Source organism: Armatimonadota bacterium, assembly GCA_017303935.1.
GTDB lineage: Bacteria > Armatimonadota > Fimbriimonadia > Fimbriimonadales > Fimbriimonadaceae > JAFLBD01.
Window position 1 is genome coordinate 134,670 of sequence record JAFLBD010000003.1, and the last position, 16,032, is coordinate 150,701.

The 16,032-nt window shown below is 54.1% G+C and carries 13 protein-coding genes; 7 read left to right on the top strand and 6 right to left on the bottom strand.

Annotated features, from left to right (window positions below):
- Positions 1–42 precede the first annotated feature (42 nt).
- The gene (locus tag J0L72_09770; protein ID MBN8691057.1) at positions 43–1,464 is read left to right on the top strand and encodes an aldehyde dehydrogenase family protein; all 1,422 of its coding nucleotides are present in this window, start codon (positions 43–45) and stop codon (positions 1,462–1,464) included.
- Between the two features lie 9 nt (positions 1,465–1,473).
- Positions 1,474–2,865, top strand: coding sequence for an FAD-dependent thymidylate synthase (locus J0L72_09775; GenBank protein ID MBN8691058.1), 1,392 nt, complete (start codon positions 1,474–1,476; stop codon positions 2,863–2,865).
- Positions 2,866–2,874: 9 nt separating this feature from the next.
- Here the strand turns inward: J0L72_09775 and J0L72_09780 are convergent, their stop codons facing one another.
- A complete protein-coding gene (locus tag J0L72_09780; GenBank protein MBN8691059.1) occupies positions 2,875–4,209 on the bottom strand; it encodes an adenylate/guanylate cyclase domain-containing protein in 1,335 nt (444 codons plus the stop codon).
- A gap of 136 nt (positions 4,210–4,345) precedes the next feature.
- Between J0L72_09780 and J0L72_09785 the strand changes: the two genes are divergently transcribed.
- The gene (locus J0L72_09785) at positions 4,346–5,995 is read left to right on the top strand and encodes a methylcrotonoyl-CoA carboxylase (GenBank protein ID MBN8691060.1); all 1,650 of its coding nucleotides are present in this window, start codon (positions 4,346–4,348) and stop codon (positions 5,993–5,995) included.
- 7 nt (positions 5,996–6,002) lie between these two features.
- Here the strand turns inward: J0L72_09785 and J0L72_09790 are convergent, their stop codons facing one another.
- Positions 6,003–7,010, bottom strand: coding sequence for a hypothetical protein (locus J0L72_09790; protein MBN8691061.1), 1,008 nt, complete (start codon positions 7,008–7,010; stop codon positions 6,003–6,005).
- A gap of 104 nt (positions 7,011–7,114) precedes the next feature.
- Between J0L72_09790 and J0L72_09795 the strand changes: the two genes are divergently transcribed.
- Complete coding sequence (locus tag J0L72_09795) at positions 7,115–7,855, top strand: TerC family protein (protein MBN8691062.1); 741 nt, start codon at positions 7,115–7,117, stop codon at positions 7,853–7,855.
- 74 nt (positions 7,856–7,929) lie between these two features.
- Positions 7,930–9,339 carry a DUF4382 domain-containing protein gene (locus J0L72_09800; protein ID MBN8691063.1) on the top strand — a complete coding sequence of 470 codons (1,410 nt, stop codon included), beginning with the start codon at positions 7,930–7,932 and terminating at the stop codon, positions 9,337–9,339.
- 6 nt (positions 9,340–9,345) lie between these two features.
- Here the strand turns inward: J0L72_09800 and queG are convergent, their stop codons facing one another.
- From queG to J0L72_09820, 4 genes are all read right to left on the bottom strand, one after another.
- Positions 9,346–10,320 carry a tRNA epoxyqueuosine(34) reductase QueG gene (gene queG / locus J0L72_09805; protein MBN8691064.1) on the bottom strand — a complete coding sequence of 325 codons (975 nt, stop codon included), beginning with the start codon at positions 10,318–10,320 and terminating at the stop codon, positions 9,346–9,348.
- On the bottom strand, positions 10,301–11,137 hold the full coding sequence (rsmA, locus tag J0L72_09810) for a ribosomal RNA small subunit methyltransferase A (protein MBN8691065.1): 837 nt from the start codon (positions 11,135–11,137) through the stop codon (positions 10,301–10,303). The genes queG and rsmA overlap by 20 nt, the downstream gene beginning before the upstream one ends.
- Before the next feature lie 5 nt (positions 11,138–11,142).
- Positions 11,143–11,784: a G5 domain-containing protein gene (locus J0L72_09815; protein ID MBN8691066.1), complete on the bottom strand. Its 642-nt coding sequence runs from the start codon at positions 11,782–11,784 to the stop codon at positions 11,143–11,145.
- 131 nt (positions 11,785–11,915) lie between these two features.
- Complete coding sequence (locus tag J0L72_09820) at positions 11,916–13,127, bottom strand: AI-2E family transporter (protein ID MBN8691067.1); 1,212 nt, start codon at positions 13,125–13,127, stop codon at positions 11,916–11,918.
- Between the two features lie 53 nt (positions 13,128–13,180).
- Between J0L72_09820 and ligA the strand changes: the two genes are divergently transcribed.
- Together ligA and J0L72_09830 are read left to right on the top strand one after the other, a co-directional pair.
- Entirely contained in the window at positions 13,181–15,190 is a 2,010-nt protein-coding gene (gene ligA, locus J0L72_09825; protein ID MBN8691068.1) for an NAD-dependent DNA ligase LigA, read from the top strand.
- Positions 15,187–16,026 carry a hypothetical protein gene (locus tag J0L72_09830; GenBank protein ID MBN8691069.1) on the top strand — a complete coding sequence of 280 codons (840 nt, stop codon included), beginning with the start codon at positions 15,187–15,189 and terminating at the stop codon, positions 16,024–16,026. Before ligA ends, J0L72_09830 begins: the two co-directional genes overlap by 4 nt.
- Positions 16,027–16,032 lie beyond the last annotated feature (6 nt).

Genomic DNA, 16,032 nt, shown 5'->3' on the forward strand with positions numbered 1-16,032 from the left:
TCGAACGTCCGAAATTCGATTTCTGCGAGTAATCTTAACGGCATGGTCATGACTCAAGAACTCCTCATCAATGGCGTTTTCTTTGGCGGGCCATGCGACTCTTCGGTGAGCAAGCAGGTTGTCCACTCGCCTTGGTCGGGGTCCGTCGTCGGCGTTGCGGCGGAAGCGATGTGGCCGGAAGCAGATGCTGCGATTTTCGCGGCAGTTCAAGCGTTCGCTAGTTGGAAGTCAACTCCGCGACACGAACGTCAACACCTGTTGGTATCGGTAAGTCAGATGCTGAGGGACCGGCGGGAATTCTTCGCAGAATTGATGGCGGATGAGATTGCGAAACCATTAGAAATGGGCCGCGCTGAGGTCAACCGCGCTGCGCTAACGTTTCAACTTGCATCCGAACTCCTCAGCGGCCCTGATTTTGAGACAGCAGATGTGAGCTATGACCCTCGCAGCGAAGGCGTCACGGCAAGAATTCTGAAAGAGCCTGTCGGACCGGCCTTCTGCATCACTCCTTACAATTGGCCGATAAACTTGGCAGCGCACAAAGTTGCTCCGGCATTGGCTGCGGGTTGCACGGTTGTTGTCAAAGGCTCCGATTCAGCGAGCCTCTGCACCCTCGCACTTGGAAAATTGATGAGTGAGTGCGGCTTCCCGCCAGGTGTGATCAACTTCCTGAATTGCGAGCCTTCGGTAGCAGAGAGAATCGCGCTCGACTCACGAATACGCGCTGTTTCTTTCACGGGCTCTCCGAAGGTCGGTTGGCATCTGAAATCGAAGGTCACCGACAAGCGAGTCTGCCTGGAACTTGGTGGCAATGCGACCGTGATCTTAGAATCCACTCCGAACTTAGATTCAGTTCTGGATTCGCTCACCGCTTCTGCCTTTGGTTACGCCGGTCAAATCTGCATCTCAGCGCAAAATCTTTGCGTTGTCGAGGAGTTGTACGAAGACACCGTGACTGGGTTGATAGAGCGGTTACCCAAAGCCGGGAATCCGCGGGAGGAAGGCGTTTTGTGCGGCCCGCTGATCAGCACTGGCGCGCTCCAATCCGTGCAACTTAGGATGACCTCGGCGGGCGGAACGGTTCATGGCGGTGAAGTTGTCAAGCCCAACCTGATGAATCCGGCGATTATTGACAATCCGCACCGAATGAGTGAGGCGGTTCGAGAAGAGATATTTGGCCCGGTGCTCAACGTGATACCGGTCAAGCATGTAGAAGAAGCGATCAAACTGATCAACGGCTTTGATTACGGGATACATGCCAGCATCTTCTCGCAATCCACTGATGTCCAAGAAACGGCTGCACGCGAACTGCAGGTTGGCGGGGTCGTTATCAACGATGTTCCGAGTCTTCGATTCGACAACCTTCCATACGGCGGGATAAAGAAGAGCGGGTTCGGGCGAGAGGGTGTTCGATATGCGTTCGACGAGTTTTCGGAATACAAGACCGTGGTCACTCGCGGTTAAATAGAGGCAATGAAGGTCACTCACGTCGCGCTACAGCCCACGGAATCCAGTCAATCGGCGGGACGGCCTGCGCTGACTCCGGAGCTATTGGCTGCATGCGGCGCACGGTATAGCCGCAACAATGAGGGCCTCGAAGCGATCCTTTCGAAGATCGATCCTTCCAATCTCGATAAGTCAGTGGACTCTATTTTTAAGATGGTCGACTATGGTCATCAGTCCATTGCAGACATGGCGCCGGTGGCGATGTTCATCGATGGAATTTCACTTTGGATGGCCTACGCTGTTTGGGGGAGAGTGCCAACCGCGGGAGGGCAGGAATCTTCGACGCGGTATTTGCGACTTGGCAAAGATGATCTGATCGACCCTGCCGTGTTGGGAATCGCGCCAAGCGAACAGAACACATGGAAGTTCTTGATGAGCGAGTCGCTGAAGGCATACGATTCGGCGATCGAGGCATGGGAAGAACTCGGCGAAGCACAGCCAGAACTCACTCGCATTCCCCGCTCGCTGCTTGACGATCCAAGCGAAAAAGCTCAAAAGGCAGTCGCGAGGATGCGCCGAAATTATGCCTTTGACCGAGCGAGGTACTTCCTTCCAGTCGGGCTCGCCACGAACATGATGTTGGTGATGTCTGCCCGGGCATGGGTTCAGCTCTGCCAATGGCTCCTGAGTTCACCGGTCGCGGAGGCCAAGCAACTCGGAAACCTCGTAGTGGAAGAACTGGGCTTGGTCGCTCCGAGGTTGTTGCGACATGCAGTGAAGACTGAAAGTTTTGCTCAAGGCTGGCAGATGGAATTGGATTCCGCAAAGTCCGAATCTCGGCACCGCGAGCTCGCAGAAGGTGAAGCCATAGACGCTCCAACATTGGAAATTCACACGCCGAGCGATGTCAAAGAGGCGGATATCGTTCATGCCCTTTCGGCACACCCGCACCGATATTCTTACTATGGCGAGCCGCTTGCGCGAACTGGCGTCCGATTTGGATGGGATGCGGTTGCCTTGGCCGAGCTTCGGGATTTGAATCGGCACCGAACTGGGACCAAGTATTGCCCTCCCGTTGCGCGGGGATTCTATTGCGCGCTGGATGAGGCACCCGCAGGTTCAAAGGTTGCCGAGTTGGTCAAGCATCTTTCTCACCACGGGACGAGCACCAACAGTCTTTCTCGGCGGGCGCTGGAGTCCAACGATCCGACTTTTCCTTACTGGTTACTACTTGGAACCCAGTTCCGGTTTGAGCATTTCACCACTGCCGATAAGTTCATTTATGAAGCTGAGCTTCGGACTGGTCTTGGCGCGCATTACCGATACGCAAAGCATCTCCGAGATTCGCTAGGCTTGTGGTATCAACGATTCCCGCAGACGCGAGGAATGATCCACGAAGGCGCGGCTGAACCTGAATAATGGATTGACTTAGAGAGTGTTTGGAATCGAAGTCAAACGCATTTCGGTCGCAAACTCTTCCGCAGCCGACTTCATCTTAGATTTCTCGTCGTTGCTGACGGCGCCCATCTTGAAGATCGCAGCGGTGATTCGCAGGAGTTCTCTCGGCTCAAACTGTCGGAGAGTGACCTGTTGTTGTTCGTTGTTTGGCCACCGGACGGTCATGTCGCCACGACCGACGCCGTACAGCTCATAGTCTTTATCTGTCGAGCCGCCGCCACCAGAAACTCTCAGTGGATTCGTCTCTGTTGTAGCCTGCACTGAAGTCGTGATCCAGGCGACAAACTCGGCGAGCCGCTTATAACGCGCGATTGTCGCGTCGTACCGAGAATCGCCGCGCATTGCCAATCTATCGGCGGCGGTCGCGAATTCGTAGGAGGAGGCAAACTTGGCGATCTCCTCGTCAACGGGCAGATCACCTGGAGTTGGTGCACCTCCGGTCGACTGCGGCTTGCTTCCGTCAGGTTCCTTTGTTTCTTCGGTGGTGGGCTTGGTGGATTCGCGCGAAGGGTCGTTCCCTCCCACAGAAGGTCGGTGAGTTGGGGTGGTCCGGTCGTTTGATGCCACAGGCTTCTTGGAATTACCGGTGCTAGCCAATGGTTTTGAGAACTGCGTGACGATAAATGCCAGTGCGGCGACACAAATTGCGATGCCAGCGACGATCAGCACGAGTTTGCCTCCGCTTGGCGAAGGATCGCTGTGAACACTATCCAGCTCCAATCCAGAGATCACATTGGCTTGGGGCTTGACTGCGGGCGCGGGTTCATCAATTGGCGGCACCATCCAGACGTCGACAGTCTCAATGATATGTTTCAGATTGCGTGGTCCGAGGTTCGTTGCTTTCAGGTTGACTTTGCCTTTGACGACCTCGTACACCGCGGAGGATAGGCAGATTCCGCCCGGTTTAGCTTCGGTTTGGAGCCTTGCGGCGACGTTTACGCCATCGCCCACTACATCTCCTTCCAAAATCACGACATCGCCGAGGTGGATTCCGAGCCGGTGCTTGAGCGACTCACTGGCACCAAATTCGAGCGCGTTTGCGAACATGCGCTTTTGGACTTCGATCGCAACGTTGACTGCTTCGACGGCGCTGGAGAAGACCATGAGCAAGCCATCGCCCGTGCCTTTGATCACCAGCGCTTGGTGCGCATTCGCAATGTTTCGAATCTGATCGATGTCTCGATTCAGAAGTCGAAGCGTTTTGGCCTCGTCCATGTTGGCAAGCGTCGAAAAACCGACCACGTCGGTAAACACGATTGCTGCAAGCATCCGTTGCCCTGTTGATTTTGAATCCACGTCACTCATAGGTAGCCAGCCCTTTAACTTAGACGGTTGTCTGGTTTCATTGTTGCCGGGTTCGAGAAGTTTGTTCCATTTACTTGTGAAATTCTGGGGCTTTCACCAAACCAGTCGTGGACCAAAGTATCCTATGAGGCGGCTTATGGAGATCATTCCTTCCTCGGTGAACGTGCTCGACGACGAGCACAAAGCGAACCGCGCGGCGATGGACGCAACGATGAGCGAGTATCGCTCGGAGATGCAAAAAGCGATGTTGGGCGGCGGCGAGGAAGCCAGGCAAAAGCACACATCCCGCGGAAAGCTGCTGGCGCGAGACCGAATCGATGCGCTTGTGGATCCTGGTTCCCCATTCCTCGAATTCAGCACTCTGGCCGGACATGGCATGTACAACGGTGATGCGCCGTGCGCTGGCGTCGTTACCGGAATTGGACGAATCCACAATCGAGAGTGCGTGATCGTCGCGAACGATGCAACCGTTAAAGGCGGAACTTACTTCCCGATCACCGTCAAAAAACATCTTCGCGCCCAGGAAATCGCTCTCGAAAACCACCTTCCTTGCATTTACCTCGTTGATTCTGGTGGCGCGTTCTTGCCGTTGCAAAGCGAAGTTTTCCCGGACAGAGATCATTTCGGAAGAATTTTCTATAACCAGGCCAACATGAGCGCGGTTGGAATTCCACAGATCGCTGCCGTGATGGGAAGTTGCACTGCGGGCGGAGCGTATGTTCCGGCAATGTCCGATGAAACGGTCATCGTGAAGAAGCAAGGCACGATTTTCTTGGGCGGTCCTCCGCTGGTGAAGGCGGCAACTGGCGAGATCGTTTCGGCAGAAGAACTCGGCGGTGCCGACGTTCACACCAAGGTCAGCGGGGTCGCCGACCACTACGCTGAAAATGATGCCCACGCCATCGAGATTCTTCGCAACATCGTGGAATCGCTCGGAAACTCTTCCCTGACCTGGAGCGCTCGCGGTCGCGGATTTGCGCCGCCTAGTGAACCGGAAGATCCGATTCACAACGTCGAAGACCTTTACTCCTTGGTGCCCAGTGATTCGAAGACTCCGATGAACATGCGTGAGGTTCTTTCGCGGCTGGTGGATGGTTCCCGATTCCAAGAGTTCAAGGCGAATTACGGCACAACTCTGATCTGCGGATTCGCGCGATTCTACGGTCACTTGGCCGGGGTGATCGCCAACGACGGGATTCTATTCAGCGAAAGCGCGCAGAAGGGTGCTCACTTCATCGAGGTTTGTTGCCAACGCGGGATTCCGTTGGTTTTCTTGCAGAACATCACAGGATTCATGGTGGGCAAAAAGTACGAAAACGAGGGAATCGCCAAGCACGGCGCGAAGCTGGTGACTGCCGTGAGCACCGCCAACGTACCCAAGTTCTCTGTGATCGTTGGAGGCTCTTATGGTGCCGGTAACTACGGCATGTGCGGCCGGGCGTTCCAGCCTCGCCAGCTCTGGATGTGGCCCAACGCGCGAATCAGCGTGATGGGTGGCGAGCAAGCTGCAAATGTTTTGCTACGAGTGAAGCTCGATCAGATGGCAGCGAAAATGGGTGGCAACCCGTCGGACGAAGAGCTGATGGACTTCGCCGCTCAAGAAGAATTCCGGCGACCAACGCTCGAAAAGTATCAAGCTGAGTCGTCGTGCTACTTCTCGTCGGCACGAATCTGGGATGACGGTGTGATCGATCCGGTCGACACTCGAAAGGTCTTAGGACTTGGGATTGAGGCGAGCAAGCATAGCCCGATCGCCCCACCAAGATTCGGCATTTTCCGAATGTAATCCGATCTTACGGAATCGGATTCAGAATGCCGATCGTGCGAACGTTGGTTCCTGTATTTCGGAACGATAGCAACACGTCGCCGTTGTTGTTGATCTCTGTTGCTGCAAGCAATGTGTAGCCAGATGGAACGGTCAACTTGCTCGACAGATCGACGAACGCGCCCGTATCTTCGTACCAAATGCAAGGTCGATCGGTACCGCTCAGCGTGTATTTGCCAACGATGTCTCCGTTGTCGTTGATGCCAAACGCGATCCCGTTCGACCCTCCTGGAGGCAGCGGAAGTCGTTGGCGAACGCCGTTCGGAAGGTTGATCTTGAACGGTCCGCTTGAGTCGTACCCGACGGCCACATTGCTCGCGTTGGAGTCGGAATAGAATCCGGCATCTTGGAGGATAATTTCGCCAGTTGGCGTCAGAACAAAGGCCTTTGCGCTCGTTGTGCGGCCCATGACGGTTCCGTTGGCGCTGATTCCTGCGATCTGAGACACGGTTTCGCCTGTTGGCATCGCGTACGAGGTCACGACGTTTGTCGAAGATCTTCGGAAGATAGGCTGGGTCGAAGAAGGCTGGAATCCAACCACGGTTCCCGAGTTATTGATCCCAAAGAAGGTGGTCGATTCTCCTGAAACTACTGTGATGCCGGTTGTGTCGTAGGCTAGCGTCCCACCTGTTCCAGAAACCGGGCGAGGAGCGGTGCCGTTCAAGCTGTACCCCACGTATTTCCCGCTTGCGTTCACGTCGGTGATCACCGTCGCACCAGAACCGCTCGGATCAGGCAACGTCGAACTTGAGCCACCGAATGTGTAGATGCCGCCTAAATTCGTGGTGATCGAAACTTGGGTGAGAACGGTGTTCGCTGGCGATGGCAAAAAGTCCACGGCGCTCACATCGTCCGAAGTCGAATTCCGGAACGTCAGAGTGTAGTTTGGAAGCTTTCCGCCCCCAGAGCCTCCGCATCCCGAGAGAATAAGCAACGCCAATGCCGCTATCGCTGTAGTGCCAACTATTTTTGCCATGGTGAGTGAAGTATACGCCCAACCTAGCGAATGTGCCAGGTGATTGAGCCAGTATCAAGTGTCAAACGTGCATCCTTTGATTCCGTTCCTCCGTTTTTGGTTATGTGAGTTGGATTTCTGACCCCTCCGCTTGGATGGGGCTTCTGGCATTAGTCGCGCTTGAGGTTGTCCTCGGGATCGACAACATCATCTTTATCTCGATTGTCAGTGGCAAGTTGCCGCCAGAGATGCGCGCCAAAGCTCGCCAGATCGGTATCGGGCTCGCGTTGATCACCCGCCTGGCTCTTCTTTTCAGCATCACCGGCATAATGAGCCTGAAAAACGACATTTTCCACATAGGTAATCAGGGATTTAGTGGGAAAGACTTGGTCCTCATTTTTGGCGGATTGTTCCTGATTTATCATTCGGTGAAAGAGATCCATCACAAGCTTGAAGGTGTCTCCGACGAAGAAGGCAAAAAACCTGCACCAGCAACACTCGGTCGCGCCGTTTTCGATATTCTGGTACTTGACGTCATCTTTTCTCTGGACAGCATTATCACTGCAGTCGGAATGGTGAAGCACATCGAAATCATGGTGATTTCTGTGCTCGTCTCAGTGGCGTTTATGCTCCTGTTTGCTGGCAAAGTCAGCGACTTTGTTGAGAAGCACCCAACCATCAAGATGCTCGCATTGGCGTTCCTCGTGCTGATCGGTGTCAATCTTCTTGGTGAAGGATTCGGCCAGCACATCGAAAAGGGATACACCTATTTTGCGATGGCCTTCGCCGTTGTTGTCGAAATGCTCAATATTAAGTTGCGATCTGGCAAGCCGCTGCACTTGAAAGATTCACACTTAGAAAGTTAAAAATGCAAGTATTTATTTCGAGTGGCTCACTCTCAGTTCTTTTAGCCTGATTGACTGCAGTCAAAGGAAATTCCATGAAAAACCTAATCTCAAAATTCGGCGTTGCCATCGCACTCGCGGCGACGCTACTGGTCCTAGCGATAGGTTGCGGTGGCGGAGGTGCGACGGGTGGCTCTACTGGCGTCCCGCTCACCCTCTTCGTTACTGACAACTACCGTGACGGCTACGACGGCGTGTACGGCACCATCTACAAGATGGAGTTTTTGCAAGCTGACAGCACCGCAGCGACCGTGTATGAGAGCACCGAAGGCAAGACTTTCAACTTCCGCAAGCTGTGGAGTGGTTCGAGCCGATATGCATTCCTTAGCAAGGCAGACATTCCTGCCGGAACCTACACCGCTGTTCGGTTGACCATTGCTCCAACGATGCAAGTGTTCGCCACTGGCAATACGACTGGCACAACATACCCAGTTGAAGGAACCACAAACGGCGCTGGAAAGATCGTGATCACCGCCGACTTCTCGGTCGACAAGGTGATCAACTCCCCTGACGATCTCGCAATCGACTTCGACCTGGCCAGTTTCACACTCTCGGGTGGCAAGCTGGTTCCAGTGATTCGCGACGACAACAGCAACAACGTTGACGATAGTTCTCGACACGAAGAAGACGATGTGCACGGCACGGTCTCTGATCTGACTTCGAGCGCGGGTGCCTATACGTTCACGTTATCGATGCCACGCGGTCAAACGATGGCCGTGCGCACCAATGCTGGTACTGCGATCTTTAATTCAAACGGCACCTCAAGTCCATCGCTTTCAAACGGCGATAGAGTCGAGATTCGCGGAACCTACAACACCGCTGGCGCATACTACGATGCGGTTTCCGTGAAGATCGAAACTGGCGACGGTAGCAGCGAAGATCCACACGAGGCAAAAGGTTCGCCAAGCTCGATTGACGCAGATTCTGGCACGTTCATGATCACGACGAACGAGACAGAAGGGTTCTTCCCTAACGCCAATCCGTTCAGCGTGCAAACGAATAGCGGCACCATCTACCGAAGCGGCTCGGGAGTCACGATGCAAAAGGCTGACTGGTTTGCTGGCCTCTCTTCTGTCAAGTTCGTTGAAGTCGAAGGCACTTACAACTCCACTTCGGGCGTGTTCACCGCAACCAAGGTGAAGTACGAAAATGAGAGCCACGGTGGCGACGACCCAGGTTCGGAGGCCGAAGCTCGAGGCACAGCTGGTTCCTTGAATTCTGGCGCACGAACATTCTCGATCAGTCTCATCGAATGGGAAGGATTCTCGCCAACTGGCAACTCCGTTTCCGTTCAACTCGCTGGCAAGTTGGAAATCAAGAACTCTGCAAATGAGAACATTTCAGAGAGCACGTTCTTCAGCACAGCGAATGCCAAATCGGTGAAGGTCGAAGGCAAGTTCGACGGAACTAAGATCATCGCAAGAGAGATCAAGATTCTTAACTGATTCTTTCTAGATCTCTTCCCCGCCCAGGTTCAAGTTCTCTTGAATCTGGGCGTTTTCTTGACTAATCTTCGCGTTACGCTTTAGCCCAGCTGGCTTTGCTCTGGCCAATGGAGTCCCATTGGAGAATTCGATTAGCTGTTCATCTGGCGATTCAATGATCTGCTGTAGGCTGAGCATTGGCCGAGCTAAGAATCGCTCATCTTGGGTGGATGCTGCGCGCGCTGGTTGAGATTCGCGCGGCTGGTTAAACGGGCAGACCTCTTGGCAGATGTCGCAACCAAACGTCCACGCGCCAAATTTCTGGCTGATTTCCTTCGGAATCTCGCCCTTGTGTTCGATGGTCCAAGCGCTGATGCATTTACGCGAATCCACTTGCCATCGCTCGCCGCTGAGTTCGATCGCGCCGGTCGGGCACGCGTCGATGCACGCTGAGCAATTTCCGCAGCCACCACCGCTCGGTTCAGATGCCGGAAGCACTGCGGTCGTCAGAATCCCGCTCAACAGAAAGTACGACCCTGTTTTTGAGTCGATGAGCATCGTGTTCTTGCCAAACCAACCGAGTCCCGCGCGACGTGCCAGTTCGCGCTCTAGAATCGGCGCGGAGTCCACGAACACTCGGAATGTGTCGTTCGGAAACGCTTTTTGGAGTCTGATCACGAGCTTCTTCAGCCTTGCGCGGAGAACGTTGTGATAATCGCGGTTCAGGGCATACCGCGCGATGCGTGGATATCCCAGACGGTACGGATTGGGCTGAGCATAGTTCTTTGCGAATAGGATGGCCGACTGCGCGCCAGGCAGGACCGACTGGACTGATCTTCGCAACTCGACTTGCTCCTTGAGGAAATGCATGGTCGCGTGGTTGCCGTCTTCGATCCAGCGCTGAAAATGTGGATAGCCTTCGAATTCTGCATTGACCCCGGCGATACCGACGCGCTCGAACCCAAACTCGCGGGCCAAGGACTCAAGTTCTGCGTGTTGCATCCCAATCCTGCGCGAGCTTCATCCAAGCATCAAGGCTGACCTCGTGGGGCCGGATGGCGTTGTGGTAATCGTGAGCATCAAGCCAATCGGAGAAGAGCGATTGCGGTAGATTCAACGCCTTGAGGTTGTTGGCCAAGGTCTTCCTGGGTTGACTGAACGCCTGCCTCACCAAGGACTCGTGCGACGCATCCAGCTTTTTGGGCATCGCAGGTTTGGGCACAAATTGAAGCACGAGGCTATCGACCTTTGGCGGCGGGAAGAACGCGCCAGCGGGGGCCTTGCACACGATCTCGACGTCAAATCTCGATTTGAGAAACACGGATATCGAGCCGATCTCGCGATCTCCGGGCTCGGCGAGGATCTTTTCACCGACCTCCTTTTGCATCATCAGGATGGCAACAACGTAGTCTGATCGGAACCGGGTGAAGGCGGTCAAAAGCGGCCCAGTGATGTTGTACGGCATGTTGCTCACCACCGCTCTCGGCGAAGGAAGTTCGCGGCAGTGTTCTCCAAGATTGACTTGGAGCGCGTCCGCCTGAATCACCTTTGCAGAAGGAGCCGATTCGGTAAGAGCGCTGACTGCGACTGGATCGATTTCGACCGCAGAAACTGGCAACTGCTCGGCTAAACGGGTGGTGAGTACACCAGGGCCGGGACCGACTTCGAACACGGATTTTGCGCCAAAAGCTTCTACCCGTGAAACGATGGCTTCTACGACGTTGGGCGAGATCAAAAAATGCTGCCCGAACAGCTTGGTCGGCTTGAGGCCGTGCCGTTCGAGCAGCGATTTTAGTGTTGGAACGTCACACAGATTCACTGTGTTTAGCGTTCGTTAAAGATGTGAACTTTGACCTTGCGGCGTCCCCATTGTCGGCATTCGCGTTCTGTTGGCAGGCAAACGTCAATGATGTTGCCCTTGATCGCTCCGCCTGTATCAGCGGCGATGGCGAAGCCATAGCCTTCGACAAAGCATAGTGTGCCGAGCTTGATTTGCCGGCGATCTACAGCGATGACGCCGTACTTTGCGGGCAACCCGCTAGCGGTTTTGAAAGTTGGATTCTTTCGTCCTGCGCTTGGTGTGTATGCGGTCGAGTTCATGACTCGGACGCTGGCGCGGGTGAAGCTTCCTCGGCTGGTCGTGTGTCCTTGACGCCCCATCCCGATGATTTCTTTGGTGGGTTCGATCGTCTCGGTGTTGATCACTTGCCGGCTAATTTCTTTGCCGTCCAGATTCTTAGTGATCAGGATCGTGGTAACCAATTTTCCGTTCACACCTGGCTGAGCTACTTTGATTCGCCCTGCCGCGAGTTGTCGATCAAATCGATACTCGGTCTTAAACGGTATTTGCTTCTCGACGGTTTTGGTTTCCGTGCTAGTGGTTTTCGGTTCTTCTTGGCGAGCTTGAGCTGAGATTGCGATCACCAGCATGCTTGCGAGAAGAACGGGAGCTTTGCTATTCATCATAGGCAGAATCTCCGGCCTTTCGACGCGGATTTGTAAGGTACCCAATTGATCCTCCAAAAGTCAATTTTGGGCCTCACGAGTGCACCTTTCGGGCACCAAACTTAGATGATCGGTAGATTCACTAGGAATCTTTAACGTTCGACTTGAACTCGGTGCCTCAATGGTACAGACGGTAGTCCGAGGGTATCCGAACCGGTTGTTGTGGCAACTTTCATCACCCGCTGCAAAATCACCTTGATCGCACCGCCGATTGGGAATGCGAGCACCATCCCGGTGATGCCGAACAGCGCGCCGCCAGCGATAACCACGAACATGCTCACTAGCGGGCTTAGGCCAACCGCGCTTCCCACGAGTTTTGGATGGAAAAAGCTGTCCCAAGCCCAGGTGACAATGAACAGAGCGATGACTAGCGCGAACGCGAATGCCCAACTCGATGGCATGTGCATGAACAGATTGCCGCTAACGCCGCTGAGGCCGGTGACAACGAACAAGATGATGTAATTCAGAACGCCGCCAATAAATGGGATCAGATAGAGGGCGCCAAATAGAATCGCCAAAAGGAATCCAAACGGCGCACCGCATGCAGTCATCACCACACCCAATGTGAGCGTATAACACGCCCAACTGATTGTCAGTCCGCGCAAGTATTTGAGGAAGACATCGCCGACATCTTGCATCAACGAAAGGGTTTGGCGACGAATTGATGGGGGAATCCAAGTCGGGCTCGTCATCTTGATCCGGTCGTAATCCAGCAAGATAAAGAGCACCACAAACGGCGTGAGTGGAAGAAGAAGCAACAGTGTCCCAAATGAGCTCGCCGCGCCGAGGAAACTGTTGAAAAACCCTTGGACCAGTTTTGAGATTTCGGCCCTGCGAGGCTCGACGTATTGCGCCACGATCGCTGATTGCGAACTGGGCAATCCGACACGATCTAGCATCGGGCTGAATTGGAGAAGCGCCTTGTCGAGTGGTGCGACTTGGCTGCTCGCTTCAATGCGAAGCTTTGGGTTCCACCGAACGAAATAGTTGTTGGCGTAGCTTTGCGCTTCAAGATTTCGCGTGAACCCCGTTGCGGTGTTCGTGAGTGAGACAACCTGCCGAGAAACCACCGGGATGGTCACGGCCACGAGTCCGATCAGAGCCACGAAGAAAACTGTGAAAACGAGCATCACTGCCGAATTTCGCTTCATCCCGCGTACGCGTAGCTTCCTCACGAGAGGTTCAAGCAAAACGGCAATAACGAATCCCAGGATAAACGGGAGCAAGATGCTGCGCACCGAATAGAAGAAGAAAAGCACGAGTGCCACAACAAACACCCACAGAGCAATCTTCCAACCTGTCATCGTTCGGCAAGTTTAACCTAAACCAGGGGGGCGATTGTTGCTAAAATTCAGCCATGAACTCTCCGGCCGATCGCATTGCCTTCTTGCGCGATGAAATCAATCGCCACAACCGGCTGTATCACCTGCTGGAATCCCCCGAAATCAGTGATACCGAGTACGACCATCTCTTTCAAGAATTAGTAGCACTCGAAGCGGCCCATCCCGAACTCGCGACAAGCGATTCGCCAACGCAGAGGGTTGGCTTCGGCCCTTCAGAAAAGTTTGAATCGGCTCAACATTTGGTCCCAATGCTGTCTTTGGATAACGCATTTGGCGAGGAAGAATTGCGAAGTTTCGATGATCGCGTTCGCCGCGTGCTTGAATCAGAAAACGAGATCGAATACTTGGCCGAATTGAAGTTTGACGGCGCATCCGTGAGTCTCGTATTCGAAAATGGCAGGCTTGTGCGTGCGGTCACCCGTGGTGATGGCTCGTCAGGCGAGGTCGTTACACCAAACATATTGACGATCGGTTCGGTACCGACTCAACTCAACAATGCTCCTGCGGGGTTGCTGGAAATTCGCGGCGAAGTCTTGATGAGCAAGGCAGCATTTGAAAGTGTCAATGCGCAACGAATCGCTGCCGGCGAACAAGCGTTTGTGAACCCCCGAAATGCGGCTAGCGGTGGATTAAGGCAACTCGATGCCAAAGAAACGGCTAAGCGCAAACTGTCGTTCTTCCCCTATGGTCTCGGCACAGGAGTTCTGGCCGATTCGCAGTTTGGCGTGCTGTCGGCGCTCAACCGGATGGGTTTTGAAGGCCGCGATGACGCCAAGTTGTGTACTGGGGTGTCAGCGTTGATGGAGTTCATCGCGGATGTTGAAGCCCGACGTGCAACTTTGCCATTTGGTATTGATGGCGTTGTCATCAAGGTCAACGATCTTGGGTTGCAGCGCCAGCTCGGGTTCACCTCACGCGGACCAAGATGGGCGATTGCCTACAAGTTTGCGGCTGAGCAAGCCTTTACGACCCTTCGCGAGGTGAGTTGGCAAGTTGGCCGGACTGGCGTCGTGACACCTGTTGCCGAGTTGGAGCCCGTTTTTGTGGGCGGAGTGATGGTCAGCCGCGCCACGTTACACAACCTCGAAGATCTCAGGAAGAAGGATGTGCGAGTCGGCGACACGGTGATCGTGCAGCGTGCAGGCGACGTGATCCCAGAGGTGATCGGCCCGGTGCTAGAGAAGCGGATCAGTGGCGCCGCCGAGATCGACGCACCAGCCCATTGTCCGGATTGCGAGACTGCTTTGGTGAAGGAAGAGAGATTCGTCGCTCTGCGCTGCCCAAACAAGGAATGTCCTAGCCAGATTCTCGCAAAAGTGATCCATTTCGCGAGTCGCAAAGCCATGGATATCGAAGGACTCGGCGAAAAACAGGTGCAACGATTCTTGGAACTTGGATTTATCACCGACCTGCCGAGCGTTTTTCGGCTCGAACGTCACCGAGAACAGATCGCGTCCCTGGAAGGCTCCGGCGAGAAGAGCACACAAAAACTCCTCGATGCGATCGCTGAGGCGCGGCTCAGACCGCTGGATAGAGTTTTGTTTGCGCTCGGAATTCGATTTGTGGGAGAGCGAACGGCCAAAGATCTGGCGCGGGTATTCGGATCGATCGAGAATTTCAGGCAGGCGACCTACGCCCAATTGATCGAAGTGCCCGAAATCGGCCCTCGCACGGCGAGCGAAATCGAATCGTGGCTAGAAGAGCCAGTAAATCAGGAATTGATAGATGGGCTGTTGGAAGGCGGCGTGACTCCAATCGCATCCGCCGAACCAAGCGGAGACTTTTTTGCTGGAAAGACCGTTGTGTTCACGGGCAAGCTCGAAGTTTTCACACGCGACCAGGCGGAAGATTGGGTTCGAGCGTTTGGCGGAAAGGCAGCAAGCTCTGTTTCGAAGGCCACGACATTGGTGGTAGCTGGACCGAACGCAGGTTCAAAGTTGGATAAAGCTACCCAACTTGGCATCGAAGTCATCGACGAGGCTGCTTTTGAAGAATTGTTAAAGCAAGCGCGCGGCGAAGCATGAATTCGTTCGAGATACGGATTGACCGGCAATACTTGGACCTTGATCGCTGCCTTGTCTCTGGGCAGGTGTTTCGGTTCACCAAAGCTGGCGAAATCTGGTCTGGAACTGACGGCAAGAATAGATTTGAATTCATTCAGTCAGATTCGAAGATAGAAGTCAAATCAAACGGGACTTTGTCCGATGTCCAGGCTTTTTTCCGTCTTGACGAGCCCCTGGACCTGGTGGAGCATTTGATGACGCTTCACCCCGGAATCAATCTGAAGCATCCAGAAACGATTGGACTTCGGATGCTTCGGCCTTCGAGTCCAGCCGAGTGCCTGCTCAGCTTCCTGTGTACGCCGAACAACAACCTCACCCGAATTCAGCAAATGGTCAGCAGACTGGCGGAATTTGGAGAAGGTGGTTGCTTTCCTTCCCTTGCTCGGGTGGCAAAAATATCTGAAGACGAGCTAAGAAAATTGGGATTTGGGTACCGGGCTAAGACGATCCCGCAGGTGGCGCATGCCTTGGCGGATCGCGGAGGAGAGCTCTACCTTGAGGAGGTTAAACGCTGGCCTTATCCAAAAGCCAGAGAAATGCTCATTGAACTCCCTGGGATTGGGCCTAAGCTGGCGGACTGTATCTGCTTGTACGCGCTGGACATGACGGAATCGGTTCCGGTAGACACCCATTTATGGCAGGCGGCCTGCCGCAACGCCTTCCCAGAATGGATTGGATCGAACCTGACGGATAAGAAATATAACCTGGTTGGCGATCTATTAAGAACCCATTACGGACGATGGGCTGGACAGGCGCAGCTGTTTTTGTATTACTCAAACATGCAAGGCGTTAGGTAGGATTGA